The organism is Kaistia sp. UC242_56 (assembly GCF_044452255.1).
GTDB lineage: Bacteria > Pseudomonadota > Alphaproteobacteria > Rhizobiales > Kaistiaceae > Kaistia > Kaistia defluvii_A.
In genome coordinates this window covers 2814504-2838059 of sequence record NZ_JBIOAN010000002.1, presented here as the reverse complement: position 1 = coordinate 2838059, position 23556 = coordinate 2814504, and the positions used below count along the sequence as shown (strand labels likewise).

The following is a 23556-nucleotide window of genomic DNA, read 5'->3' as shown; positions in this document are numbered from 1 at the left end:
GTCGTCGTGACCACCACCACCCTGACCAGTCGCGAGTTCAATCAGGACACGAGCCGCGCCAGGAAGGCGGCAAACGAGGGACCCGTCATCATCACCGATCGCGGGCGACCGGCGCATGTCCTGCTTTCGATCGAGGAATATCGCCGCCTCACGGGCAAGGGCATGTCGCTGCTGGAGGCGCTCACGCCGGCCGAGCCCCAGGATGTCGATTTCGACCCGCCGAAGCTTGGAAACATGGGCTTCAAGCCGGTTGATTTCGATTGAGGATTCTTCTCGACACGAATGTCATTTCCGAGTTCAGAAAATCTGCGAAAGCAGATCACAACGTGATGCGTTGGGCTGCGGATCTTCGCGACGAAGAAGTCTTCCTATCGGTTATCAGTGTGTTTGAACTTGAACTGGGCGCGTTGCGGATAGCTCGACGCGACAAGCGACAGGGAGCGATGCTTCGCGATTGGATCGACGATCGGATCCTGGCCCGCTTCGTCGGACGCATCTTGCCGGTCGACGTTCCTATAGCGCTGCGAGCCGCGGAACTACACGTTCCCAACCCACGTCCCGAGCGAGACGCGTTGATCGCGGCAACCGCGCTTGTACACGGGATGGCCTTGGCAACGCGCAACGCAGCGGATTTCCGGGGAACGGATCTTCAGATCATCAACCCGTGGCAACCGTGGCCCTACTCGCCCTAAAGCGCGAAGCTGGTACCGCAGCCGCAGGAGGCTGTCGCGTGGGGATTGCGGATCTGGAAGGATTGGCCGATCACGTCATCGACGAAGTCGATCTCGGAGCCGTCCATGTAGGGGAGCGAGATCTGGTCGATCAGCACCGTGGCGCCGTTCTTCTCGATCACCAGATCGTCCTCGGCCCGTTCGGCATCGAGGTCGAAGCCATACTGGAAGCCGGAGCAGCCGCCGCCGGAGACGGTCACTCGCAAGGCCGTGCCGCTCGGTTCCTTCGAAAGGATGCGGGCGATGCGCTTGGCAGCGCGGTCGGACAAGGTGACGTCGAGCGTTTCAGTGGTCATGGCTGCTTCCGAAAATAGGGGTACCCTGCAGGCGCCCGAACCCGATAGTTAGGAATGCGATTGGCGGAGTCAATCGCTGCAGTGCAATGCACGCTGGAAGAGGAGCGTCTATGGAAGGCCAGATCGGCTTCGGCATCGGTCCGCATGCCGCCTTCGCGGTCGATCCCTCGGCAAGCCGCGGTCGCTTGTATCGCGAACTGGAAAGCCCGACGCGTACGCCCTATCAGCGCGACCGCGACCGCATCGTCCATTCCACCGCCTTCCGTCGGCTAAAGGACAAGACGCAGGTTTTCCTGTTCGACGAGGGCGACCATTACCGTACCCGGCTGACCCATACCATCGAGGTGGCGCAGATCGCCCGGGCTCTGGCGCGCGCGCTGCGCCTCGACGAGGACCTCGCCGAGGCCATCGCGCTGTCGCACGATCTTGGCCATACGCCGTTCGGCCATGCCGGCGAGCGGGCGCTGGACCGGATGATGGCAGGGCATGGCGGTTTCGATCACAACGCCCAGAGCCTTCGCGTCGTCACCAAGCTGGAGCGGCGCTATCCGCATTTCGACGGTCTGAACCTGTCCTGGGAGGCGCTGGAAGGACTGGTCAAGCATAACGGCCCCCTCGTTGATGCCGAGGGCAGGGGCGTCGGCAGCTATGAGGGCAAGGTTCTGCCGGCTGCCATTCTGGCCTACACCGCCGAGCAGGATCTCCAGCTTGCGACCTATGCCTCGGCGGAAGCGCAGGCGGCGGCCATCGCCGACGATATCGCCTATGACGCCCACGATATCGACGACGGATTGCGGGCAGGGCTGCTGACCGTCGACGGGCTGCGAGAGGTCGATTTCCTGCGCGAGATCCTGGATGCGATCGAGGCCGAGCATCCGGGGCTGGAAAAGCCGCGCCTTGTAAACGAGGTGGTTCGCCGCGTCATTACCCGCATGATCGAGGACGTGATCGCGGAAGCATTGCGGCGGCTTGCCGAAACCAAGCCCGCCTCCGCCGACGCGCTGCGCCATGCCGGGCGGCCGATGATCGCCTTTTCCGCTGGGCTCGTGGCGGCCGACAAGGCGATCAAGACGCATCTGTGGCACAACGTCTATCGCCATCCGCGCGTGATGCATGTGATGACGGCGGCGGAGGGCGTGGTGGAGCGGCTGTTCGAGCGCTATTGGCGCGATCCCGACGCGCTGCCGCCGGAGTGGCAGATCGGCCTGGATCCGGTGGATACCGAGCGTCGCGCCCGACGCATTTCCGATTTTCTCGCCGGCATGACCGACCGTTATGCGTTGCGCGAGCATCACCGTCTGTTTGACGCTTCGCCCGATTTGGGTTAGGCGCGCTGCAAGAATTTTCCTTCCGCCCGAAGGGCTGTATCCCGCTATGAACATTTTCCGCGACTTCACCGCACGCGTGACCTCGGCCGTCGAGGTCATCCTGGCCGCGCGCGACAGCGCCCCCGTCGATCTATCGCGCATCGTCGTCGAGCCGCCGCGCGATGCCGCGCATGGCGACCTCGCGACCAATGCCGCCATGGTGTTGGCCAAGCCGCTCGGCCTCAAGCCCCGCGATCTGGCCGAAGCGATCGCCGGGCGGCTGCGCGACGACGAGGACGTGGCCTCGGTCGAGGTCGCCGGTCCCGGCTTCATCAATCTGACGCTGGCTGCTCCCTATCGGGCCCATGCCCTGAAGTCGCTGATCCAGGCCGGCAGTGACTATGGCCGCAGCCGCATCGGCGGCGCCCTCAAGGTCAATGTCGAATATGTCTCGGCCAATCCGACGGGCCCGATGCATGTCGGCCATTGCCGTGGCGCCGTCGTCGGCGACGCGCTGGCTAATCTGCTCGATTGGGGCGGCTACGACGTCACCAAGGAATATTACATCAACGATGCCGGGGGGCAGGTCGACGTGCTCGCCCGCTCCGCCTTCCTGCGCTACCGCGAAGCGCTGGGCGAAGAGATCACCATTCCGGAAGGCCTGTATCCGGGCGACTATCTGAAGCCGGTCGGCGCCGCGCTGGCCGACGTGCATGGCCGCAAGCTGCTCGACATGCCGGAAGCCGAATGGCTGCCGCTCGTCCGCGAGGCGGCGATCAGCGCCATGATGCTGATGATCCGCGACGATCTCGCGCTGCTCAACGTCCATCATGACGTCTTCTTCTCCGAGAAGACGCTGAGCGGCGAGAATGGCGGCAAGATCGGGGCGACGATCGCCGACATGGAGAAGAAGGGCTTCGTTTATAGCGGCACGCTGCCGCCACCGAAGGGACAGCTTCCAGACGACTGGGAAGACCGCGAGCAGCTTCTGTTCCGCGCCACCGATGTCGGCGACGACATCGACCGGCCCCTGGTGAAGTCGGACGGCAGCTACACCTATTTCGCCGGCGACGTGGCCTACTTCAAGGACAAGTTCGACCGCGGCTTCCGGCAGATGATCTATGTGCTGGGCGCCGATCACGGCGGCTATGTGAAGCGCCTGCAGGCGGTTGGCCGCGCCATCTCGGGCGGCACGGCATCGGTCGACGTGCTGCTTTGCCAGCTCGTGAAGCTCTACCGCGCCGGCGAGCCGGTCCGCATGTCGAAGCGCTCCGGAGATTTCGTCACGCTGCGCGACGTGGTCGAGGAAGTCGGCCGTGACGCGGTGCGCTTCATGATGCTCTACCGCAAGAGCGACGCGCCGCTCGATTTCGACTTCCAGAAGGTGACGGAGCAGTCGAAGGACAATCCTGTCTTCTACGTCCAGTATGGCCATGCCCGCGCGGCGTCGATCCTGCGCAACGCGGCGCAGGACCTGCCGGCACTCGACCTCTCCGGCGCGGCCCTTGCCGGCGCGGACCTATCGCTGCTCGACGACGCGGGCGAGATCAGCCTGCAGCGGCGGTTGGCGGAGTTCCCCCGAATCATCGAATCCGCCGCCGAAGCGCATGAGCCGCACCGCGTAGCGTTTTACCTCTACGAACTTGCAGCAGAGTTTCATCAACAGTGGAATCGCGGCAAGGATCTGCCGCAATTACGGTTTATTAACCCTGAACAATCACAGTTGACCGCGGCCCGGCTCGCCCTTGTTCATGCCACAAAGCTGGTGCTGTCATCCGGTTTGCTGGTGCTCGGAGTCGATGCGCCCGAAGAGATGCGGTGAAGTCTCTGCCAGGAGCCTGGCGTCGAATTCTGACGAACAGCACCGGATGAGGCGGAAAGTGGAGCGCGATGCCAGATCGCTACGATAATTCGTTCTCGCGGCGGCCTGCGCCGCTGGACGGGAACACCGGGCGGCGCAACGAGCCGCCCGCGCAGGCTGAAGATGATCCGTTGGTTGAACTGGCTCGCATTGTTTCCGGCAATTCCAGCTTTGACGACATCGTGGGCGGACGGCAGCCTGTCGCCGCGCCCGTGGTGCGATCGACGCAGCAGCCGAACGTGCGGGATACGTCATTCGATCTCGAATCCGAATTGATGAACGATCTGCAGACGTCCTTCGACCCGGCGGTTCGCTCGGCGTCGGGTCGTCCGCTTCAGGTCGAGCCGCAGCCCCCGCGTGCGGCGCAGCCGCGCGACGAAGGCTTCGATCACATGCGTCTGCGCCCCGGCGCGCCGGCGGCGCCGCCGCAGTGGCAGGCCGCCCAGCCGCCGCGCCAGGCCGAGCCGCGCCATCCGCAGCCCGAGCCGCGCTACGCGCAGGACCCCTACGTCCAGCCAGCCCTCGAGGAAGAAGATCCCTATGCCGGCACCGCCTATGCCGGTGCTACGGATTATGGCCGCGAACGCACACAACCGGGGCTTCATGCCGGCGGCTATGCTCAGGGCGAGTATCATCCGGGCCAGGAAAACGGCGCCGATGATTATTCGGCCGGCTATGACAACGAATATGGCGACGATCCCAACGCCGCTTATGAGGACGAGAGCTACGACGAGCGCCACGCCCGCGCGGAGCGCTTTGCCGAGCCGCGCCGCTCGCGCAAGGGTCTGGTGATCGCCGCCGTCGCGCTTGGCGTCGTGCTCGCTGGCGGCCTCGGCGCGCTGGCGCTGAAGGGTGGCAGCAGCTCGTCCAGCGATGGCGCGCCGCGCGTCATCGCCGCCGACGAGGGCCCGACCAAGGTGCAGCCCGCCGCGACCCCGGGGGACACCGAAGTCGCGCAGAACAAGCTGATCTACGATCGGGCCAGCCCGGAATTGGCGGGGGACGAGCAACTCGTTCTTCCCGACGATGGGCCGATCGACGAAGCGCCGGCCTCGAACGAATCCCCGGCCAGCCGCGAGATCTCACGCATCATCCTTCCCGGCGCCCCTGGCGATGCCTCCAATCCGTCGTCGATCGACGATCTGGCCGGCGGCGCAGCGGCCACGCCGGCCGCGCCGAGCGACGCGGATGCCGGCCCGCGCAAGGTTCGCACCGTCGTGGTGAAGCCGGACGGCACGATCATTTCGAGCGAGGCGCAGCCCCGCACCGCCGGTGCGCCGACGGATACGTCGGCGCCTGCGCGGTCGGCCACGCCGGTTGCGACCCCCCCGGAAGCCGCCGCGCCCGTGGACGAGCCCGTCCAGACGGCCGATGCGGAGCCTGAGGCTCCCGCCGCCGACACGCCGCCCGAGGACGTGTCGCAGCTGGCGGCTCCGGCCGCCGCACCGGCAAAGCCGCGCGTCCAGCCGGCCCCGGCCGCTGCCGCGCCGGCTGCCGCAACCCGCGCGCCCACTTCGGGCGGGTTCGTTGTCCAGGTGGCGTCGCAGCGTACCGAGGAGGCGGCGATCGCTTCCTACAAGGCGATGCAGCGCAAGTTCTCGAGCGTGTTCGGGTCGCAGGAGCCGAATGTCGTCCGCGCCGATCTCGGGGCCAAGGGTGTGTATTACCGCGCCCGCGTCGGTCCGATGGCAACCCGCGACCAGGCCGTCTCGTTCTGCGAGAGCCTGCGGGCCGCCGGCGGCGATTGCATCGTCCAGAAGAACTGACCCTGACAAGCGGCGGATTCCATCCGCCGCTTGCGGTCCGTCCAGCAAGCAGCTAAGGCCGAAGCATGACCGCCAAAGCATTTATTTCGGGCTGCGCGGGTCGCAGCCTTACGGCCGATGAAATCGCGTTCTTCCGCGACGAGCGGCCATGGGGCCTTATCCTTTTCAAGCGCAATATCGGAACGCCGGAAGAGGTCTGCGATCTCGTCGCAACCTTCCGCGACATCCTCGATGATCCGGACCGGCCGGTCCTGATCGATCAGGAGGGCGGCCGCGTCCAGCGGATCGCGCCGCCGCATTGGCGCAACCGCCCGGCGGCTCGTTTCGCCGGCGACCTCTATGCCGCCGACCAGGCTGCCGGAACGCCGCATGGCCTGGCTGCACGGCCGGCTGATCGCCTCTGACCTGATCGATCTCGGCATCACGGTCGATTGCGTTCCCGTGCTCGATGTCGGGACGGCGCACACCCATGCCGCCATCGGCAACCGCGCCTATGCCGAGGAGGCCGAGATCGTTTCGATCCTCGGGCGCGCCACCGCCGACGGCCTTGCCGCCGGTGGCGTACTGCCGGTGGTCAAGCACATGCCCGGCCACGGCCGCGCGACGGTCGACAGCCATTTGAGCCTGCCGGTGGTCGAAGCCAGCCTCGCTACCCTTGAACGATCGGACTTCGTGCCCTTCAAGGCGCTGAACGACCTGCCGATGGCGATGACGGCTCATATCGTCTTCACCGCCGTCGATCCGGAGCGCCCGGCTACGACGTCGCCCATCGTCGTCGAGCAGATCATTCGCGGCCGGATTGGCTTCGACGGGCTGCTTATGAGCGACGATCTCTCGATGAAGGCGCTGGGCGGCGATTATGCCAGCCGCGCGGCGGCGGTCCTTTCCGCCGGCTGCGATATGGTCCTGCACTGCAACGGCGTCATGGAAGAGATGACGGACGTGGCGCGCTCGGTTCCCGAACTGACGGGCAGGGCGGCGGAACGCGCCGCCGCGGCCCGTGCCGCGCGCAAGCCGCCGCATCCGCTGGACCGCGAGGCGGCAGAGGCGGAGTATGCCACCCTCGCCGAGCGAGCCGGCTGGCCGCCGGCGGTCGCCTGAGGCAGGATCGATCCGATGGCCGCGACCCGCGACAAGGACGGCCAGAGCGAACTCTGGGAGATGCAGGAAGCGCCGGACCGCAAGGAAGGCGATTCCGCCCTAGTCGTTGATGTCGATGGCTTTGAAGGTCCGCTCGATCTTCTCCTGGCACTCGCGCGCACCCAGAAAGTCGATCTCGCCAAGATCTCGATCCTGGCGCTGGCGGAACAATATCTCGCCTATATCGAACAATTGCGTCAGCTCCGCCTCGAACTCGCGGCCGATTATCTGGTCATGGCCGCCTGGCTGGCCTATCTGAAATCCCGGTTGCTGCTGCCGGCGCCTTCGCCGGATGAGGAGCCAAGCGGCGAAGAGATGGCGGCTGCGCTGGCATTCCGTCTTCGCCGGCTGGAAGCGATGCGCGATGCCGCCGCGAAGCTGGTCAACCGCGACCGGCTTGGCCGCGAAGTGTTTTCGCGCGGCATGCCCGAGCCGGTCGAAGTGATCCAGCACAGCGACTATGCCGCCACGCTCTACGACCTGTTGACTGCCTATGCCTCGCAGCGCCAGCGCCAGATGGTGTCGGTGGTGCATGTGCGGCGGCGACAGGTCTGGTCGCTGGCCGAGGCGCGCGAAGTGCTGACGCGGATGATCGGCAGCATCGCCGACTGGACCCCGGTCGACGTGTTCCTGTCGCCCTGGATCCAGACGCCTGAAATGCGGGCTACCGTGCTCGCCAGTTCCTTCAGCGCGAGCCTGGAGCTGGTTCGGGAGGGCAGGGTGGAATTGCGCCAGACAGCGCCCTTCGCGTCGCTCTACATGCGCGACCGGGACCGCGACGGCGCGGAGGTGAAGAACGATGCCTGAATTCGGAAATCTCACATCGCTTGCCCCGGAAGAACGCCGGATGGCGCTGCGCATGGTCGAGGCGATGCTGTTTGCCAGCGCGCAGCCCCTGGGCGCCCGAGAGATCGCCGCTCGCCTGCCGGAGGGCAGCGACGTCGAGGCGCTGATCCGCGAGTTGGAGCACGTCTATTCGGGGCGCGGCGTCAATCTGGTCCAGGTGGCGGGCAAGTACATGTTCCGCACGGCCAGCGATCTGGCCTTCCTGCTGCAGCGGGATGTCGGCGACCAGAAGAAGCTCTCGCGCGCGGCGCTGGAGACGCTGGCCATCATCGCCTACCACCAGCCCGTGACGCGCGCCGAGATCGAAGAGATCCGCGGCGTCTCGATCTCCAAGGGCACGCTCGACGTGCTGATGGAAGCCGGCTGGATCAAGATGCGCGGGCGCCGCCGGACGCCGGGCCGTCCCGTGACCTATGGCACCACGGAGACCTTCCTGGTGCATTTCGGGCTGGAGGCGATCGGCGACCTGCCGGGCCTCGATGAGCTCAAGGGCGCCGGCCTGCTCGACGGGCGGATCCCGCCCGGCTTCTCCGTGCCGGAGCCGCGCGATGGCGACGCGCTGCGCGACGACGAGGACCCGCTCGATCCCGACGATCTGCTGGCCGCAGGCCTCAGCGAACACGATTAAGCCTGTCCGGCGCTTCCGCTTGCGTCAGCCGGGCTCGCGCCTATGCTGCCGCTACGAAAGGTCTGCCGGGGGAGGTGGCCTGCGATCTGCCTGGGGAGGCCGCCTTGTCCAACATATCCATCAGCCGTCGTCGATTGTTCGCCATCAGTGCCGGCGCTGCCGCGGTGGCTGGTCTGCCGGCCGCTGTCCGGGCCGCGTCGCCGATGCGCGCGTGGATCGTCACCGGCGGCAAGGGTGGCGTGTTCTATCCCTATGGCCATGGGCTCGCCGAGGTCCTGTCCTCAGCCCATTTCGACTCCAAAGCCGAGGCGACCGGCGGCTCGGTCGATAATGCCCGGCTGGTCCACGCCGGCAAGGCCGACATCGGCTTCTCGACGGTCGATTCGGCCTATGACGCCCTTCACGGCGCCGGCGCCTACGCCAAGGACGGCAAGCTCGACCTGCGCGTTCTGGCCGTGCTGTACGATTCGTACCTGCACGTCGTCGCCAGCCAGCAATCCGGCATCGCGAGCATCGGCGACCTCAAGGGCAAGCGCGTATCGATCGGCTCGGCAGGATCGTCGACCGAGGCGATCGCCGACCGGGTGCTGGAGGCGGCCGGCATCGATCCGGCAAGCGGCGTGACGCGCGCCAATCTCGGCGTCGCTGAATCCGCCGCCGCGCTGAAGGACGGAAAGATCGACGCGTTCTTCTGGATCGGCGGCGTGCCGACCGCCGCCGTGGCGGAACTGGCCTCGGCCGGCAAGTCCGCGATCACCTTCGTGCCCACCGGCGTGGAACACGCGGCGATCGACAGGAAGTATCCGGGCCTCTACCGCGAACTCACTCTGCCCAAGTCGGTCTATGCCGGGATGACGGCCGACGTGCCGAGCCTCGGCGTCGCCAATGTGCTGATCCTATCCGCGAGCGCGAAGGATGATTTCGTCACCGCCGTGCTGACCGGGATTTTCGATAATCTCGACGCCGTGCACAAGGTGCACCCCGAGGCCGCACGGCTGGCGCTCGACCGCGCGGCGTCCACCACCGCCGTGCCGTTCCATCCCGCGGCCACAGCCTTCTACAAGGCCAGGGGTGCCTGAGCGGCGCGGCCTCGTCGGGCGCCATCTGTAAGGTCGAACTCGACGGCGGCGGCATCAGACGCTAAACCGCTCGCATGAGCGCAAGCACGCAATGGATCGAACGGACCGCCTGGGGGCGTCGCGGCACGGCAGGTGTCACGATCGCCGCCCGGCTCGGTTTCGAAGGGGTCACGCATCACTACGGCGACGCGCCGTCGCTGCGGGGCATCAATCTGCACGTGGAGCCGGGGGAGGTCGTCTGCCTCCTGGGCCGATCGGGCTGCGGCAAGACGACGCTTCTGCGCGTCACGGCCGGGCTTGAGCGCCCCTCCGGCGGCCGCATCACGGTCAATGGCCGGGAGATGGCGAGCGCGTCGGTATTCGTGCCGCCCGAGAAGCGCGGCGTCGGCCTGATGTTCCAGGATTATGCGCTATTTCCGCACATGACGATCCTGAAGAACGTCATTTACGGCCTCAACGACCTTCCCCGCGCCGAAGCCGAGCGCCAGGGCCGGCACGCTCTGGCCCGCGTCGGCCTGGACGGCTACGCCTCCGCCCATCCGCATGCTCTTTCCGGCGGCGAGCAGCAGCGCGTGGCGCTGGCGCGCGCGATCGCGCCGCGCCCGTCCATGCTGCTGATGGACGAGCCTTTCTCTGGCCTCGACAAGCGGCTGCGCGACCATGTCCGCGAGGAGACGATGGCGATCATCCGCGAGACGCGGGCGACTTGCATCATCGTCACGCACGACCCGGAAGAGGCGATGCGCATGGGTGACCGTATCGCGCTGATGCGCGGTGGCCAATTGCTGCAGGTTGGCACGCCGCGCCACCTTTATGAGCATCCGGTCGATCTCTACGCGGCCCGTTTCTTCTCGGAATTGAACGAGTTCGAGGCGAGCGCCAAGGGCGGTCTCGTCGAGACGCCGATCGGCAGTTTCAGCGCGCGCGGCCATGCGGACGGCACCACCATGTCGATCGGCGTGCGGCCGCAGGGCGTCGGATTTGCCATTGCCGGTGACGGGGTGCCGGGACGGATCGTCGGGCACCAGTTTCTGGGCGAAGTCGACCTGCTCAGCGTGGCGGTCGACGGCATCGACGTACCGATCCGGATGCGCACCCGCGACAACACCACGCCCTATGTCGTCGGCAGCACGGTGTGGCTCAGCATAGACCGACGCGACGTCCTCGTGTTTGCGAAACCGGCCGAATAACCCTACATGCGGGTAAGATGGTTGGTTGCGGGCGAAAGATCCGTCTGCGATAGTCCCCCACCAAACGCATAGCGCGTGATTTTTGTGGAGATGAGTTGATGGGTTCTTTCAGCATCTGGCACTGGCTTATCGTGCTGGTGATCGTCCTCCTGCTCTTCGGCAAGGGGAAGATTTCGGATGTGATGGGTGACATGGCGAAGGGCGTCAAGAGCTTCAAGAAGGGGCTTGCCGACGACGACGAACCCACCACCACCGCGAAGCCTGTAATCGACAACAAGCCTTCCGATGTCGTTTCGTCGAATACCGACGAGAAGACCCGCGCCAGCTAAGTCCTGAACAAGGGCCGGGAAGCTGCTCCGCCGCCGCGCTCCTTGAGCGCGGATCGCAGGGCAGACCAATCGGTGTGAGAGTATGCTGGATATCGGTTGGAGCGAAATTCTCGTCATCGCAGTCGTGGCGATCGTCGTGGTGGGTCCGAAGGACCTGCCGCCGATGCTGCGAGCCCTTGGACGTACTATTTCCAAGATGCGCAGGATGGCGGGCGAATTTCAGGGTCAGTTCAACGAGGCGCTCAAGGAAGCCGAGCTCGACGACGTCAAGAAGTCGTTTGACGAGCTTCGCGGCCTGAACCCGATGAACGACATCAAGAACAGCCTGAACCCGCTTTCGGGTCCGATGGCCAAGCCGTCGCCATCGCCGGTCCCGCCGGCGGCCGACCAGCCGGCGCAGCTCTTGACGGCGACGGATATCGAGCCGGCCGCGCCGCTCGAGACCCCGCCATCCGTCGCTACGGCCGAACCGGTCGTCGCGCCGAAGCCCAAGCGCGCCGTCGCGCGCAAGCCAGAAGTTGCGACGGGCGAAGGCGACGCGCCGAAGCCCCGTGCTTCGCGAGCCAAGCCCAAGTCGGTCAATGGCGAGGATGCGGATGCTCCCAAGCCGGCGCCGCGCGTCCGCAAGCCGAAGCCCGTGGTGGTAGAAAGCCCGGCTGCCATTGAAGCACCGGTCTCCAGCGCCAGCGTTCCCGCTGCCATCGAGCCGCCGGCCGTCGCCAGCGTGACTGAAGAGCCCAAGACATGAGCGACAAGCCTTCGGCCGAAGACGACATCGAAGCCAGCCGCATGCCGCTCATGGAGCATTTGATCGAGTTGCGCTCGCGACTGATCAAGACGCTCGCCGCGGTGCTCGTCGCCTTCCTGCTCTGCTTCTATTTCGCCGGCACGATCTACAACATCCTGGTCATCCCCTATGAGTGGGCGGTCGGCCCGGCGCAGGACGTCAAGCTCATCTACACCGCGCCGCAGGAGTTCTTCCTGACGCAGATGAAGCTGGCGCTTTATGGTGCGGTGTTCATTGCGTTCCCCGTGATCGCGATGCAGATCTACAAGTTCGCGGCGCCGGGCCTCTACAAGCATGAGAAGCGGGCCTTCGTGCCCTATCTCATTGCCACCCCGATCCTGTTCGTGACCGGTGCGGCGCTCGTCTATTTCCTAATCCTGCCGATGGCGCTGCACTTCTTCCTGTCGTTCCAGCAGACGAGCGGGGACGGCAAGGCGCAGATCGAGGCACTGTTCAAGGTCAACGAGTATCTCGGTCTGATCATGACCCTGACGCTCGCCTTCGGCATCGTGTTCCAGCTTCCGGTGGTCCTCACGCTGCTGGGCCGCGCCGGAATCGTATCGAGCCAGATGCTGCGGGCCAAGCGGCGCTATGCGATCGTGCTCGCCTTCGTCGTGGCCGCCGTGCTGACGCCGCCGGACATGATCAGCCAGATCTCGCTCGCCATCCCGGCCATGCTGCTCTACGAATTGTCGATCCTTTCGGTCCGCATGGTCGAGCGCAAACGCGCCGAAGCCGCGGCGGACGAGGCAGAGGACGAGACGGAGTAGCGTCACGCCTCTGCAAGTGTCTTGGAGCCACGCCTTCCCCTTGGGATCACGTGGCTCTTTTCGTTTCCGGCGTCGCTGGGGCGATGGTTTGTGTCCAATCTCCGCCTGCGTGCAACGCTGCCGGGTTGATCCTTCGCCAGTCTCCTACTATCCGTCATCCGGCGAATGCTTTGCTCCTTCGCGGCCGGGACAACGGCCGCCTTCTCTTCGAGGCACGATCATGCTCGACATCAAATGGATCCGTGACAACCCTGACGCGCTCGACCGCGCGCTCGCCAGTCGTGGAGCCGAGCCGATCTCGTCGAAGCTGATCGCGCTGGACGAGGCGCGCCGCGCCCATATCGTCCAGGTCCAGGCCGCCCAGGAACGCCGCAACGCCGCCTCCAAGGAGATCGGCAAGGCCAAGGCCGCCAAGGACGAGGAAACTGCCCAGCGGTTGATGGCCGAAGTCTCCACCATCAAGGAGTTCCTCGCCCACGCCGAGGAGACGGAGCGCCGCCTCAACAAGGAACTCGACGACGCGCTGGCGGTGATCCCGAACACGCCGCTCGAGGACGTGCCGGTCGGCGCCGACGAGCACGACAATGTTCCGTATTTCGGTCGCAACCAGACGGAAGCGCAGGCTGCCGAGGCGCGTCCGAAGAAGCGTGTCCTTCCCTTTGCCGCGAAAGAGCATTTCGAGATCGGCGAAGCGCTCGGGTTGATGGATTTCGAAACCGCTGCCAAGCTTTCCGGCAGCCGTTTCGTCGTGCTCAAGGGGCAGCTTGCCCGGATGGAGCGCGCGATCGGCCAGTTCATGCTCGACGTGCACACCGGCGAGCATGGCTACACCGAGGTGCAGCCGCCGCTGCTGGTCAAGGACGACGCGCTCTACGGAACGGCGCAGCTGCCGAAATTCGCCGAGGACCTGTTCAAGGCCGGCGAGCAGCATTGGCTGATCCCGACCGCCGAGGTGCCGCTGACCAATCTGGTGCGCGAATCCATCCTCGACGAAAAGGAGCTGCCGCTGCGCTTCACGGCGCTGACGCCCTGCTTCCGGTCGGAAGCGGGATCGGCCGGCCGCGACACGCGCGGCATGCTGCGCCAGCACCAGTTCAACAAGGTCGAGCTGGTCTCGATCACCACGCCGGAAACCTCGATCGACGAGCATGAGCGCATGCTCTCCTGCGCCGAGGCTGTGCTGAAGAAGCTCGACCTGCATTACCGCGTCATGACGCTTTGTACGGGCGACATGGGCTTCGGCTCGCGCAAGACCTATGACATCGAGGTCTGGCTACCGGGGCAGGACGCCTATCGCGAGATTTCCTCCGTCTCTGTCTGCGACGATTTCCAGGCCCGGCGCATGAATGCGCGCTATCGCCTCGGCGGCGCCGAAAAGGGCAACCGCTTCGTCCACACGCTGAATGGCTCGGGCACCGCGGTCGGTCGCGCGCTGATCGCCGTCATCGAGAACTATCAAAACGAGGACGGCACCATCACCGTTCCGGCGGTGCTGAAGCCCTATATGGGCGGCCTGGACAAGGTCGGCTGAGGGCCTCCCGGCCCCATGGCGGTCCGATCCCGGGTGTGAGCAACGATCCCTGAACAGCGAAGGCTGACCCAGACATGCGTATCCTGATCACCAATGATGACGGCATCCACGCACCCGGACTTGCCGTGCTGGAGCGCATCGCGCGGACCCTGTCCGACGATGTCTGGGTCGTCGCCCCGGAAACCGACCAATCGGGCCTCGCGCACTCGCTGACGCTGAACGATCCGCTGCGGCTGCGCGAGGTTTCCGAGCAGACCTTTGCCGTGCGCGGCACGCCGACCGATTGCGTCATCATGGCCGTCCGCAAGGTGCTGGATCGGGCGCCGGACCTGGTGCTCTCCGGCGTCAATGCCGGCCAGAACGCCGCCGACGACGTGACCTATTCGGGCACGGTCGCCGGCGCGATCGAAGGGACGCTGCTCGGCATTCCGTCGATTGCTCTGAGCCAGGCCTATGAAGCCGTAGACGGCAAGCGTGTCATCCCGTGGGAGACCGTCGAGGCGCATGCCCCGCGCATCCTGCAGAAGCTGGTGGCGCATGGCTGCCCGCGCGGCGTGCTCTACAATCTCAATTTCCCGAACACGGCGCCCGGCCTCGTCGCTGGTGTTGAAGTGACGTCGCAGGGCGTCGTCACGCACGGCCTCAGCGTCGATGAGCGTCACGATGGCCGGGGCAATCCCTATTTCTGGCTCAAGCATCAGCGCATCGCCGAGGAACATGCGGCGGGAACGGACGTCAACGCCATCCGGCGCGGCGTCATCTCGGTCACGCCGCTGCGCATCGACATGACCGCCTACGACCAGGCGCATGAGCTGAATGCGCTGTTCGACTAGGCGCTTTTTGGGGCTCTCTGGCCGAACTGGCGGCCGGGGCGGCCTTGATCTGCCCCGAAATGACGCAAAATCGTCGCCAGCGCTGCGCGCAATAAGACGCCGTTTACCACCTTGCCTGCATGAGTAGGGCTCAGAAGGCGAGGGCGCGTAGCGTATGGCACTCGAGGCAGTCCAGTTTCATCCGACCGAGTTCGAGGCGTTCGACGACAATCTCGTTCCGATCGCCCAGTTCCTGCTGCGGCTCCGCCAGTTCGGCATCATGGATCGCCGCATGGTGGATGCCTTTGAATCCATTCCCCGACCGCTCTTTCAGCCGACCGACGCCAAGCGCGGTCCGCTCTTTGGCGAGCGGCCCCAGCCGATCGATTGCGGGCAGCTCGACACGCCGCCGATTCTCGCGGCGCGCATGATCGAGGCGCTGGCGCCGACGACGCGCTGCCGAGTCCTGGAAGTCGGCACCGGCACGGGCTATCTCGCCGCCGTCCTGTCGCGGCTTTCCCGGCGCGTCTATACCGTCGACCGCTTCCGCACTCTCGCCGCGGCGGCGCAGGCTCGGTTCGAGATGCTTCGCATCGCCAACATCACCTCGGTGTTCGGCGATGGCCTCGACGGCTGGCCGGAGAAGGGGCCTTTCGATCGAATCATTTCCTCGGCCTCGGCCGCGTCGGTTCCGCCCGCTTTCGTCGAGGCGCTGAGCACGAGCGGTACGCTGGTGATGCCGATCGGTCCGGATGACGGCATCCAGACGATCACCCGCTTCATTCGGGTCGACCGCCAGCTGGTCGCAACCCCGATCTGCCCGGTTCGCATGGTGCCGCTGATCCGGGGCAAGGCCGCCCGGCTTTAGAAACGCGCCTGCTGTCGCGACTCGTTTCCATGGTCCTTGCGAGACTTTGCGCCGCTCGTCCCGCGTGCGTCGGATCCGTCTCGGTGGCGTCTCCACCGCATGGCGCGGAATCGCCTCTCGCTTCGAATTCGGCGTGCCATGCCGGGCGTGTATATCTTAACCGCCCCGCTGGACGGCTGCCGCGCGGAATGCGGCGGAAGCGCGGGATTCTGTGGGCGGCGTCTTCGTTTTCACAGGATGCCGACGAAGTTTCCCGTCGTGCTTAAGCCTTTATCAACGTTACCAGCGTTTATTGGCGTCATGTGTGGTGTGGCGTTGCGAGTAGGCTCGATGTGCAGAAATGCTTCCTCTTTTCGGTCTCGGACTCTCTCTCAGGTTGCGGTCATTGCGCTCCTTTCGGGGCTGACCGCGGCCTGCAGCGCTGACGGTTCGCGCTACGGTTCGATCTTTACCGGCAGCACCGCAAACCAGAAGCAGATCATCGGCGGTTCGCAGCCGATGCCGGCTCCGGTCGATTACAGCAGCAACAACAGCGATGTCGTCGCGACGCCGCCGCCTTCGCGCGGCGTGAGCCGTTCCGACCTGCCGCCGATGTTGCCGGGTGTCCAGCAGGGCTCGCAGCAGCCCATGGCCGCCGCGCCTTCCTACGGATCTTCCGCGACCTACCAGCAGCCGCGTTCCTATACGCCGCCCTCCGATACGGTTGGCTCGATCCAGTCCTCCGCTCCGGCGCAGGTTGCCTCTGCCGTCCAGCCGCCGCGCCGCGGCGGTGCCTGGTCGACCGAAGGCGGCACGGTCGTGACGCTCGGGCCGGGCGAGACGCTTTCGTCGGTGTCGCGTCGCTATGGCGTTCCGATCAAGGAACTGGCCCGCGTCAACAATATCGGCAATCCGTCGCAGGTCGGCGCCGGCACACGCCTGACGATCCCGACCTATGGCCAGGGCAATGCCGCCGTCGCCGAGGCGCCTGCCGCTTCGTCGCCGCAGGGTCGTGACAACACGCAGCTGGTCGCCGGTCCGGCACCGGCCGGCGAGCGCAAGCCCATGGCTTCGGCCGAAGGCGCGCCGCTGAATGGTCTGCATGTGGTTTCGCCTGGCCAGACGCTTTCCTCGATCGCCCGCCTCTATGGCGTCAGCGCCAAGGATCTGGCTGCTGCCAACAGCCTGACCTCGACCAACCAGTTGAAGTCCGGCCAGAAGCTCCGCATCCCGGGCAATAACGGCAACCCGCAGGCTGTCGCGCTGCGCAACGATCCGACCCGTCGCGAGGAAAAGCCGCAGGGCGAGGATCCGAACGCCAAGCCGAACGCCGCCAATGCGCCGCAGAAGTCGCTTGGCGACGACGCGGCTGCCGCGGCAAAGCCGACCGAGACCGCCTCGATCGCTAAGCCGGCAACGCCGAACCAGCCGGTGGCCTATGCGCCGCCGTCCGAGCCGGCCACGCCTGCCGCAACGAACGCCAGCGCCGATCCCGGCTCCGCCAACGGCACCACGTTCCGCTGGCCGGTGCGCGGACGCATCATCACCGGCTTCGGCGCTTCGGCGACGGGCGAGAAGAATGACGGCATCAACCTCGCCGTTCCGGAAGGCACCTCGATCAAGGCGGCCGAGGCCGGCACCGTGATCTATGCCGGCAACGAGCTGGAAGGCTACGGCAACCTGGTGCTCGTCCGTCACGCCGACGGCTGGGTCTCCGCCTACGCCCACAACAGCAAGATCCTGGTCAAGCGCGGCGACGCCGTGCGTCGCGGCCAGATCATCTCGCAGGCCGGCGCGTCCGGTTCCGTCAACGCACCGCAGCTTCACTTCGAGCTCCGCAGGGGCTCGAAGCCGGTCAACCCGCTGGATTACCTGCAGAGCTGACCGACTTTCTGACCGGCCCAATCTCATCTCGTGAGGGATTTTCCGGTCTACTACTGGCGGGGCGGCTTCAGCCCGTAAGAGCGACCCCAAGTCGCCCCGCCAGATCCTGCACGTACTGCCAGGCGACGCGACCCGATCGCGCGCCACGCGTCGTCGACCACTCCAGTGCCTCGGCGCGCAGGACCTCCGGCGCCACCTTCAGCCCGAAATGCTCGGCATAGCCGTTGACCATGGCGAGATAGTCGTCCTGGCTGCACTTGTGGAAGCCGAGCCAGAGGCCGAAGCGGTCCGACAGCGACACCTTCTCCTCGACCGCCTCGCCGGGATTGATCGCCGTCGAGCGCTCGTTCTCCATCATGTCGCGCGGCAGCAGATGGCGCCGGTTCGACGTGGCGTAGAACACGACATTCTCTGGCCGTCCCTCGACACCGCCATCCAGCGCCGCCTTCAGCGACTTGTACGACGTGTCGTCATTGTCGAAGGAGAGATCGTCGCAGAACAGGATGAACCGGCGGTCGAGACCGCGAACCAGCGTCATCAGCTCCGGCAGGCTGTCGATATCCTCGCGGTGGATCTCGATCAGCTTCATCGCATGGCCGCCGGGCAGCTTCGACGGATCGCTGTTAATCGTCGCATGCGCCGCTTTGACCAGCGAGCTCTTGCCCATGCCGCGCGCGCCCCACAGCAGCACGTTGTTGGCAGGCAGGCCGCGCGCGAAACGGTCGGTATTTTCGACCAGGATGTCGCGCACCCGGTCGACGCCCTTGAGCAGCACCATCTCGACGCGATTGACCTTCGGCACGGGCTGCAGCGTGCCGGTGGAAGCCTGCCAGACGAAGGCATCCGCGGCGTCAGGGTTGAATTCCGGCCGTGCCGGCGGGACCGCGCGCTCGATCAGGGCGATCAGCCGGTCAAGACGATCGGCGACGGATTTCAGCGTATCTTCTGTCACAGTCATTTCCTCGGGCCGATCCCCACCTCCCGCGTATCGGGAGGGCTGAGGGCGCGCCGGCGGCTGGGGTGAAGTCGTGCGGAGGGAGGGGCAAACCCCTCATCCGGCCCTCCGGGCGATCTCTTCCCGCGTGCAAGCGAGGGCTCCGGACGACATTCGCCACTATCATGCCGGTGCGGCCATTTGCAAAGGCCTGCCGCGTGGTTATATTCCGCGCCGTTTCGCGTACCGCTGTCTCTCCCTATGTGAAGGTCGGCGCAAACCACGCGTCTTGATCGGACGGGCCACCAGCGGACCCGCCAACGCTACAGGGAGCAATTACTCAATGTTCATTACCCCCGCCTTCGCACAGGCCGCCGGCGCTTCCGCTGGTGGTGCCGACCTGCTGATCCAGTTCGTGCCGTTCATCTTCGTCTTCGCGATCATGTGGTTCCTGATGATTCGGCCGCAGCGGCAGAAGCAGAAGGCGCACCAGGAAATGATCAAGGGCGCGCGCCGCGGTGACACGGTCGTGCTGTCGGGCGGCCTGATCGGCAAGATCAACAAGGTCGTGGACGATTCCGAGCTGCTGCTGGAAGTCGCCGAAGGCGTCCGCGTTCGTGTTTCGCGTGCCTCCATTGCCGACGTGCGCGCCAAGGGCGAGCCGGCCAAGGACGGCGAGTAAGCCAGCCTCTAGCTCCCCTGATGAAACGGCCCGCCTGAGGGCCGAGATCGACTGGAACGGTTTCCATGCTGCACTTCACACGCTGGAAGATGATTGCGATCCTGACCGTCGTTGTGGTCGGGCTCCTCGCGGCGCTTCCCAATCTCTTCTCGAAGGAAACCGTCGATTCCTGGCCGAGCTGGGTGCCGAAACGGCAAATGGTTCTCGGCCTGGATCTCCAGGGGGGTGCCTATCTTCTCTATGAGGTGGATCGGCAGGACTATGTGCAGAAGCGCCTGCGCTCGCTTGTGGGCGACATCCGCAAGGCGATGTTGCAGGAGCCGCGCATCGGCTATTCGGGTCTGGGCGTGCAAGGGCAGGGCGTGCAGCTCCGCATCCGCGACCTCTCCCAGCTCGACGAGGTCAAGAAGCGCCTCGAGCCGCTGCGCAACCAGCTCGCGACCTCCGCGCTCGGCGGCACCGCCGTCAACGAATTCGACCTGACGGTCGGTAATGACGGCCTCGTCCAGATGGCCTATTCGACCGCCGGTCTCGATCAGCGCATCCGCCAGATCGTCGATCAGTCGATCGAGGTCATCGGTCGCCGTATCGACCAGCTCGGCACCGTCGAACCCTCGATCCAGCGCCAGGGCTCGGACCGCATCCTGGTCGAGGCTCCCGGCCTCGACGATCCCGAGCGCCTGAAGACGCTTGTCGGCCAGACCGCGCAGTTGACCTTCCATCTTGTCGACACCGGCGTTTCGCCGACCGCCGACACGCGCAAGCCCGGCACGATCGTCCTCAATTCGACCGATACGCCGCCAGTGCCCTACGTGCTCGAGGAGGCCCCGCTTCTGACGGGCGAGGATCTGACGGACGCCCAGGCGACCTTCGATTCCCGCACCAACGAACCGGTCGTGTCGTTCCGCCTTTCGAGCGCGGGCGCCCGTGTCTTCGGCGACGTGACGCAGAAGAATGTCAACCGGCCCTTCGCCATCGTTCTCGACGACAAGGTGATTTCGGCCCCGGTCATCCGCGAGCCGATCCTGGGCGGCTCCGGCCAGATCTCCGGCAATTTCTCGATCCAGTCCGCCAACGACCTGGCCATCCTGCTGCGCGCCGGCTCGCTGCCGGCCAAGCTGACGATCGTCGAGGAGCGCAACATCGGTCCGGGCCTCGGCGCCGACTCGATCCGCTCGGGCAAGATCGCCGCCATCATCGGCACCGCCGCCGTCTGCGCCTTCATGGTCATGACCTATGGCGTGCTGGGCTGGATCGCCAACATCGCGGTGATCGTCAACGTCATCCTGATTTTCTCTATCGTCACCATCTTGGGGGCGACTTTATCGCTACCGGGCATCGCCGGCGTGATCATCACGGTTGGAACGGCGGTGGACTCCAACGTTCTGATCTATGAGCGCATACGAGAAGAGTTCCGAGCCGGGCGATCCGCGATCGCCTCGATCGATGCCGGCTTCCACAAGGCGCTCGGCACCATCCTCGACGCGAACGTGACCACGCTGATCGCCGCGCTCGTGCTGTTCTACATGGGTTCCGGCCCGATCCGCGGCTTCGCCGTCACGCACGCCATCGGCGTCGCGACGACGATGTTCACGGCGTTCACCTTCACCCGCCTCCTGGTTGCGATGTGGGTGCGCTGGCGCCGTCCGACCAAGATTTCGCTCTGAATCGAAGCGAGGACAGAAACCCATGGCTCATCTTCGCATCGTACCCGACAACACCAAGATCCCGTTCATGCGGATGCGGAAGTGGACGTTTCCGCTTGCCGCTTTCCTTTCGATCATGTCGGTGATCCTGTTCTTCACCGTCGGTCCCAACTACGGCATCGACTTCCTCGGCGGCACCGTCATCGAGATTCAGACCAAGGACGCCAAGCCGGATCTCGGCAAGCTGCGTTCGACGTTGAACGGCCTCGGCCTCGGCGACGTCCAGGTTCAGACCATTGGCGCTGACAATTCGATCCTTATCCGCATGGGCCAGCAGGACGGCGGCGAGGAGGCCCAGCAGGCGGCAATCGGCAAGATCCGCACGGCGCTCGTCGATCAGGCGGAGTTCCGCCGCACCGAGATCGTGGGACCGCGCGTGTCTGGCGAACTGGCGTCCAAGGGCGCGCTCGCCATGCTCGTCACCTTCGCGGCGATCGCCATCTACGTCTGGTTCCGGTTCGAATGGCAGTTCGCTGCCGGCTCGATCATCTCGGCCGCCAACGTCGTGGTCATGACCTTCGGCTTCTATGTCGTCACGCAGCACGAGTTCAATCTGACCTCACTTGCCGCGATCCTGACGACGATCGGCTATTCGCTCAACGATACGGTCGTGGTCTATGACCGAATTCGAGAGACGCTGCGCAAGTACAAGAAGATTCCGCTCGGCGATCTGATCGACCGCGCCATCAACGACATGCTCGGTCGTACCGTCATCACGACGGTGACCACGCTGATCGCACTGTTCTCGCTCTATATCTTCGGCGGCGAGGTCATCCAGGCGTTCACGCTGGCCATGATCTTCGGCGTGCTGGCGGCCATCTTCTCGTCGGTCTGCGTGGCTGCGCCGATCCTGATCTATTTCGGCCTGCGCTCGGACCAGATGTCGAAGAAGGAAGACGTGGAGGCGGCCGGAAAGGCCTGAGCCTCGATGGCGCTCTTCACGCGACCGTCCGTCTCGCTGCGTGACCAGCACTTTCCTGGTCAGGCCCCGATCGATGTCTACGGCGAAGGGGTATTCCGCTTCGCCGAGATGTCGCATCCGGGCTCGCTTCTCTGCCTGCCGAGCGGTATCTATGGATGGCCGGTCGGCAGCGTGGCGGAGATCACGGCCGAGACGCTGGCGGATGTGTTCGCCGAAGCGGCGGATGTCGCCCTGCTGGTGATCGGTTGCGGCCGTGACATCGGGGCGGTGCCGAAAGAACTGCGGCAGCAGCTCCGCGATAGCGGGATCGGCCTCGAGGTGATGGCGACCGGCCCGGCCGTCCGCACCTACAACATCCTGCTCGCCGAGGGCCGCCCTGTCGCGGCGGCGCTCGTCGCCATCTGATTGGTTTCGTTCCATGGACGTCTTCGCTCTTTGCGCCGATGAAGTGCGTGCGCATGACCGTGATCGGTTCCTCGCCGATCTGTTCGCGCCCGAGGCGAAGCGGCGCTATCTCTTCGCGCTTCATGCCTTCAATCTCGAGATCGTGCGGGTGCGAGAGCTGGTGAGCGATCCCATGCCCGGCGAGATCCGCCTTCAATGGTGGCGCGACGTGCTGTCGGGCGAGGCTAGGGGCGAGGTCGCCGGCCACCCTGTCGCGGCCGCGCTGCTCGAGACGATCGGCCTGCACCACCTGCCGCGCGCGGCCTTCGACAATCTGATCGAGGCGCATATCTTCGATCTCTACAATGATCCGATGCCGACGCTGGGCGATCTCGAAGGCTATGCCGGCGAGACGGCTTCCGTACTGATCCAGCTGGCAGCGCTTATTCTCGCGGGCGGCGAGGATCCGCATACGGCGGATGCGGCTGGCCATGCCGGCGTGGCGCAGGCGCTCACCGGGCTGATGCGCGCGCTGCCGTTCCACGCCCGCCGCCAGCAACTCTTCCTCCCCGCCGATCTCATGGAGCAGCACGGGGTCAGGGCGGAAGATATCTTCGCAGGACGCACGACGCCGGAACTGCTTGCCCTGCTCGCCGACCTGCGCGAGACCGCGCGGCGGCATCTCGATGCCGGTCGGGCCGCACTTGCGCATGCCGATCGCATCGCGCTGCCCGCCTTCCAGCCGGTCGCGCTCGTCGAGCCGATGCTCCGGCTGATGGACCGGCCCGGCTACGATCCCTTCCAGACGACGATCGATCCGCCGCAATGGAAGCGGCAATGGTGGCTCTGGCGCGCCGCGCGCCGGGGCGGGTTTTAGGGGGCGGGCGACCTCAGCCTCCCTCAGGGACCTTCGTATTGGCACCATCCTCAACATGCTGAGGAGGCCCGGAGGGCCGTCTCGAAGCACGCAGAGCTGCGCGGGTATCGAGATTGGCCGCAAAGCCGTGCGTCCTTCGACGCTTCGCTTCGCGAAGCACCTCAGGATGATGGAGATGGGAGACGGGCAGACCGTCCGTCTCGGGTTCTGCGAAGGTCACGTCGGGGAGAGATGAGCCTCTGCCGAC

At 65.7% G+C, this 23556-nt stretch carries 22 protein-coding genes and 2 pseudogenes; 22 read left to right on the top strand and 2 right to left on the bottom strand.

Annotation, left to right across the window (positions count from 1 at the left end; all coding sequences use genetic code 11):
- Positions 1 to 6: 6 nt before the first annotated feature.
- Together ACHMWQ_RS16045 and ACHMWQ_RS16040 are read left to right on the top strand one after the other, a co-directional pair.
- Entirely contained in the window at positions 7 to 264 is a 258-nt protein-coding gene (locus tag ACHMWQ_RS16045) for a type II toxin-antitoxin system Phd/YefM family antitoxin (protein WP_396308230.1), read from the top strand.
- Entirely contained in the window at positions 261 to 692 is a 432-nt protein-coding gene (locus ACHMWQ_RS16040) for a type II toxin-antitoxin system VapC family toxin (protein ID WP_396308229.1), read from the top strand. The genes ACHMWQ_RS16045 and ACHMWQ_RS16040 overlap by 4 nt, the downstream gene beginning before the upstream one ends.
- Here the strand turns inward: ACHMWQ_RS16040 and erpA are convergent.
- Positions 689 to 1027, bottom strand: a complete 339-nt coding sequence (gene erpA, locus ACHMWQ_RS16035) for an iron-sulfur cluster insertion protein ErpA (RefSeq protein ID WP_266332505.1) — start codon at positions 1025 to 1027, stop codon at positions 689 to 691. The genes ACHMWQ_RS16040 and erpA overlap by 4 nt on opposite strands.
- 110 nt (positions 1028 to 1137) lie before the next feature.
- Between erpA and ACHMWQ_RS16030 the strand changes: the two genes are divergently transcribed.
- The 15 genes and pseudogenes from ACHMWQ_RS16030 (at position 1138) to ACHMWQ_RS15960 (ending at position 17804) form a co-directional block, all read left to right on the top strand.
- Positions 1138 to 2355 (top strand): deoxyguanosinetriphosphate triphosphohydrolase, encoded by a 1218-nt coding sequence (locus tag ACHMWQ_RS16030; RefSeq protein WP_396308228.1) that lies wholly within the window; start codon positions 1138 to 1140, stop codon positions 2353 to 2355.
- A gap of 46 nt (positions 2356 to 2401) precedes the next feature.
- Positions 2402 to 4156, top strand: coding sequence for an arginine--tRNA ligase (argS, locus tag ACHMWQ_RS16025; RefSeq protein WP_396308227.1), 1755 nt, complete (start codon positions 2402 to 2404; stop codon positions 4154 to 4156).
- Positions 4157 to 4326: 170 nt separating this feature from the next.
- Positions 4327 to 5961 (top strand): SPOR domain-containing protein, encoded by a 1635-nt coding sequence (locus tag ACHMWQ_RS16020; protein ID WP_396308226.1) that lies wholly within the window; start codon positions 4327 to 4329, stop codon positions 5959 to 5961.
- A 65-nt stretch (positions 5962 to 6026) separates the two neighbouring features.
- A pseudogene (gene nagZ, locus ACHMWQ_RS16015) lies at positions 6027 to 7062 on the top strand (beta-N-acetylhexosaminidase).
- A gap of 15 nt (positions 7063 to 7077) precedes the next feature.
- Entirely contained in the window at positions 7078 to 7908 is an 831-nt protein-coding gene (locus ACHMWQ_RS16010) for a segregation and condensation protein A (protein ID WP_396308225.1), read from the top strand.
- Positions 7901 to 8575 (top strand): SMC-Scp complex subunit ScpB, encoded by a 675-nt coding sequence (gene scpB, locus ACHMWQ_RS16005; protein ID WP_396308224.1) that lies wholly within the window; start codon positions 7901 to 7903, stop codon positions 8573 to 8575. Before ACHMWQ_RS16010 ends, scpB begins: the two co-directional genes overlap by 8 nt.
- A gap of 104 nt (positions 8576 to 8679) precedes the next feature.
- The gene (locus ACHMWQ_RS16000; RefSeq protein WP_396308223.1) at positions 8680 to 9654 is read left to right on the top strand and encodes a TAXI family TRAP transporter solute-binding subunit; all 975 of its coding nucleotides are present in this window, start codon (positions 8680 to 8682) and stop codon (positions 9652 to 9654) included.
- 74 nt (positions 9655 to 9728) lie between these two features.
- Positions 9729 to 10844, top strand: coding sequence for an ABC transporter ATP-binding protein (locus ACHMWQ_RS15995; protein WP_396308222.1), 1116 nt, complete (start codon positions 9729 to 9731; stop codon positions 10842 to 10844).
- Positions 10845 to 10942: 98 nt separating this feature from the next.
- On the top strand, positions 10943 to 11173 hold the full coding sequence (locus tag ACHMWQ_RS15990) for a twin-arginine translocase TatA/TatE family subunit (protein ID WP_396308221.1): 231 nt from the start codon (positions 10943 to 10945) through the stop codon (positions 11171 to 11173).
- Positions 11174 to 11255: 82 nt separating this feature from the next.
- On the top strand, positions 11256 to 11921 hold the full coding sequence (tatB, locus tag ACHMWQ_RS15985) for a Sec-independent protein translocase protein TatB (protein ID WP_396308220.1): 666 nt from the start codon (positions 11256 to 11258) through the stop codon (positions 11919 to 11921).
- Positions 11918 to 12730, top strand: a complete 813-nt coding sequence (gene tatC / locus ACHMWQ_RS15980; protein WP_396308219.1) for a twin-arginine translocase subunit TatC — start codon at positions 11918 to 11920, stop codon at positions 12728 to 12730. The genes tatB and tatC overlap by 4 nt, the downstream gene beginning before the upstream one ends.
- 220 nt (positions 12731 to 12950) lie before the next feature.
- Positions 12951 to 14261: pseudogene (serS, locus tag ACHMWQ_RS15975) on the top strand (serine--tRNA ligase); the annotation flags it as partial.
- Positions 14262 to 14335: 74 nt separating this feature from the next.
- Positions 14336 to 15094 (top strand): 5'/3'-nucleotidase SurE, encoded by a 759-nt coding sequence (surE, locus tag ACHMWQ_RS15970; RefSeq protein WP_396308218.1) that lies wholly within the window; start codon positions 14336 to 14338, stop codon positions 15092 to 15094.
- A gap of 154 nt (positions 15095 to 15248) precedes the next feature.
- Positions 15249 to 15941 (top strand): protein-L-isoaspartate(D-aspartate) O-methyltransferase, encoded by a 693-nt coding sequence (locus ACHMWQ_RS15965; RefSeq protein WP_396308217.1) that lies wholly within the window; start codon positions 15249 to 15251, stop codon positions 15939 to 15941.
- Between the two features lie 498 nt (positions 15942 to 16439).
- Complete coding sequence (locus ACHMWQ_RS15960) at positions 16440 to 17804, top strand: peptidoglycan DD-metalloendopeptidase family protein (protein WP_396308216.1); 1365 nt, start codon at positions 16440 to 16442, stop codon at positions 17802 to 17804.
- A gap of 67 nt (positions 17805 to 17871) precedes the next feature.
- Here ACHMWQ_RS15960 and ACHMWQ_RS15955 read toward each other — a convergent pair whose 3' ends face one another.
- On the bottom strand, positions 17872 to 18756 hold the full coding sequence (locus tag ACHMWQ_RS15955) for an ATP-binding protein (RefSeq protein ID WP_396308215.1): 885 nt from the start codon (positions 18754 to 18756) through the stop codon (positions 17872 to 17874).
- Between the two features lie 325 nt (positions 18757 to 19081).
- Between ACHMWQ_RS15955 and yajC the strand changes: the two genes are divergently transcribed.
- The 5 genes from yajC (at position 19082) to ACHMWQ_RS15930 (ending at position 23309) form a co-directional block, all read left to right on the top strand.
- A complete protein-coding gene (yajC, locus tag ACHMWQ_RS15950) occupies positions 19082 to 19420 on the top strand; it encodes a preprotein translocase subunit YajC (protein ID WP_266342154.1) in 339 nt (112 codons plus the stop codon).
- Between the two features lie 65 nt (positions 19421 to 19485).
- A complete protein-coding gene (secD, locus tag ACHMWQ_RS15945) occupies positions 19486 to 21087 on the top strand; it encodes a protein translocase subunit SecD (protein ID WP_396308214.1) in 1602 nt (533 codons plus the stop codon).
- Positions 21088 to 21109: 22 nt separating this feature from the next.
- Positions 21110 to 22048, top strand: a complete 939-nt coding sequence (secF, locus tag ACHMWQ_RS15940; RefSeq protein ID WP_354549341.1) for a protein translocase subunit SecF — start codon at positions 21110 to 21112, stop codon at positions 22046 to 22048.
- Positions 22049 to 22054: 6 nt separating this feature from the next.
- The gene (locus ACHMWQ_RS15935; RefSeq protein ID WP_396308213.1) at positions 22055 to 22453 is read left to right on the top strand and encodes an Mth938-like domain-containing protein; all 399 of its coding nucleotides are present in this window, start codon (positions 22055 to 22057) and stop codon (positions 22451 to 22453) included.
- A 13-nt stretch (positions 22454 to 22466) separates the two neighbouring features.
- Complete coding sequence (locus tag ACHMWQ_RS15930) at positions 22467 to 23309, top strand: phytoene/squalene synthase family protein (RefSeq protein WP_396308212.1); 843 nt, start codon at positions 22467 to 22469, stop codon at positions 23307 to 23309.
- Positions 23310 to 23556: the final 247 nt, after the last annotated feature.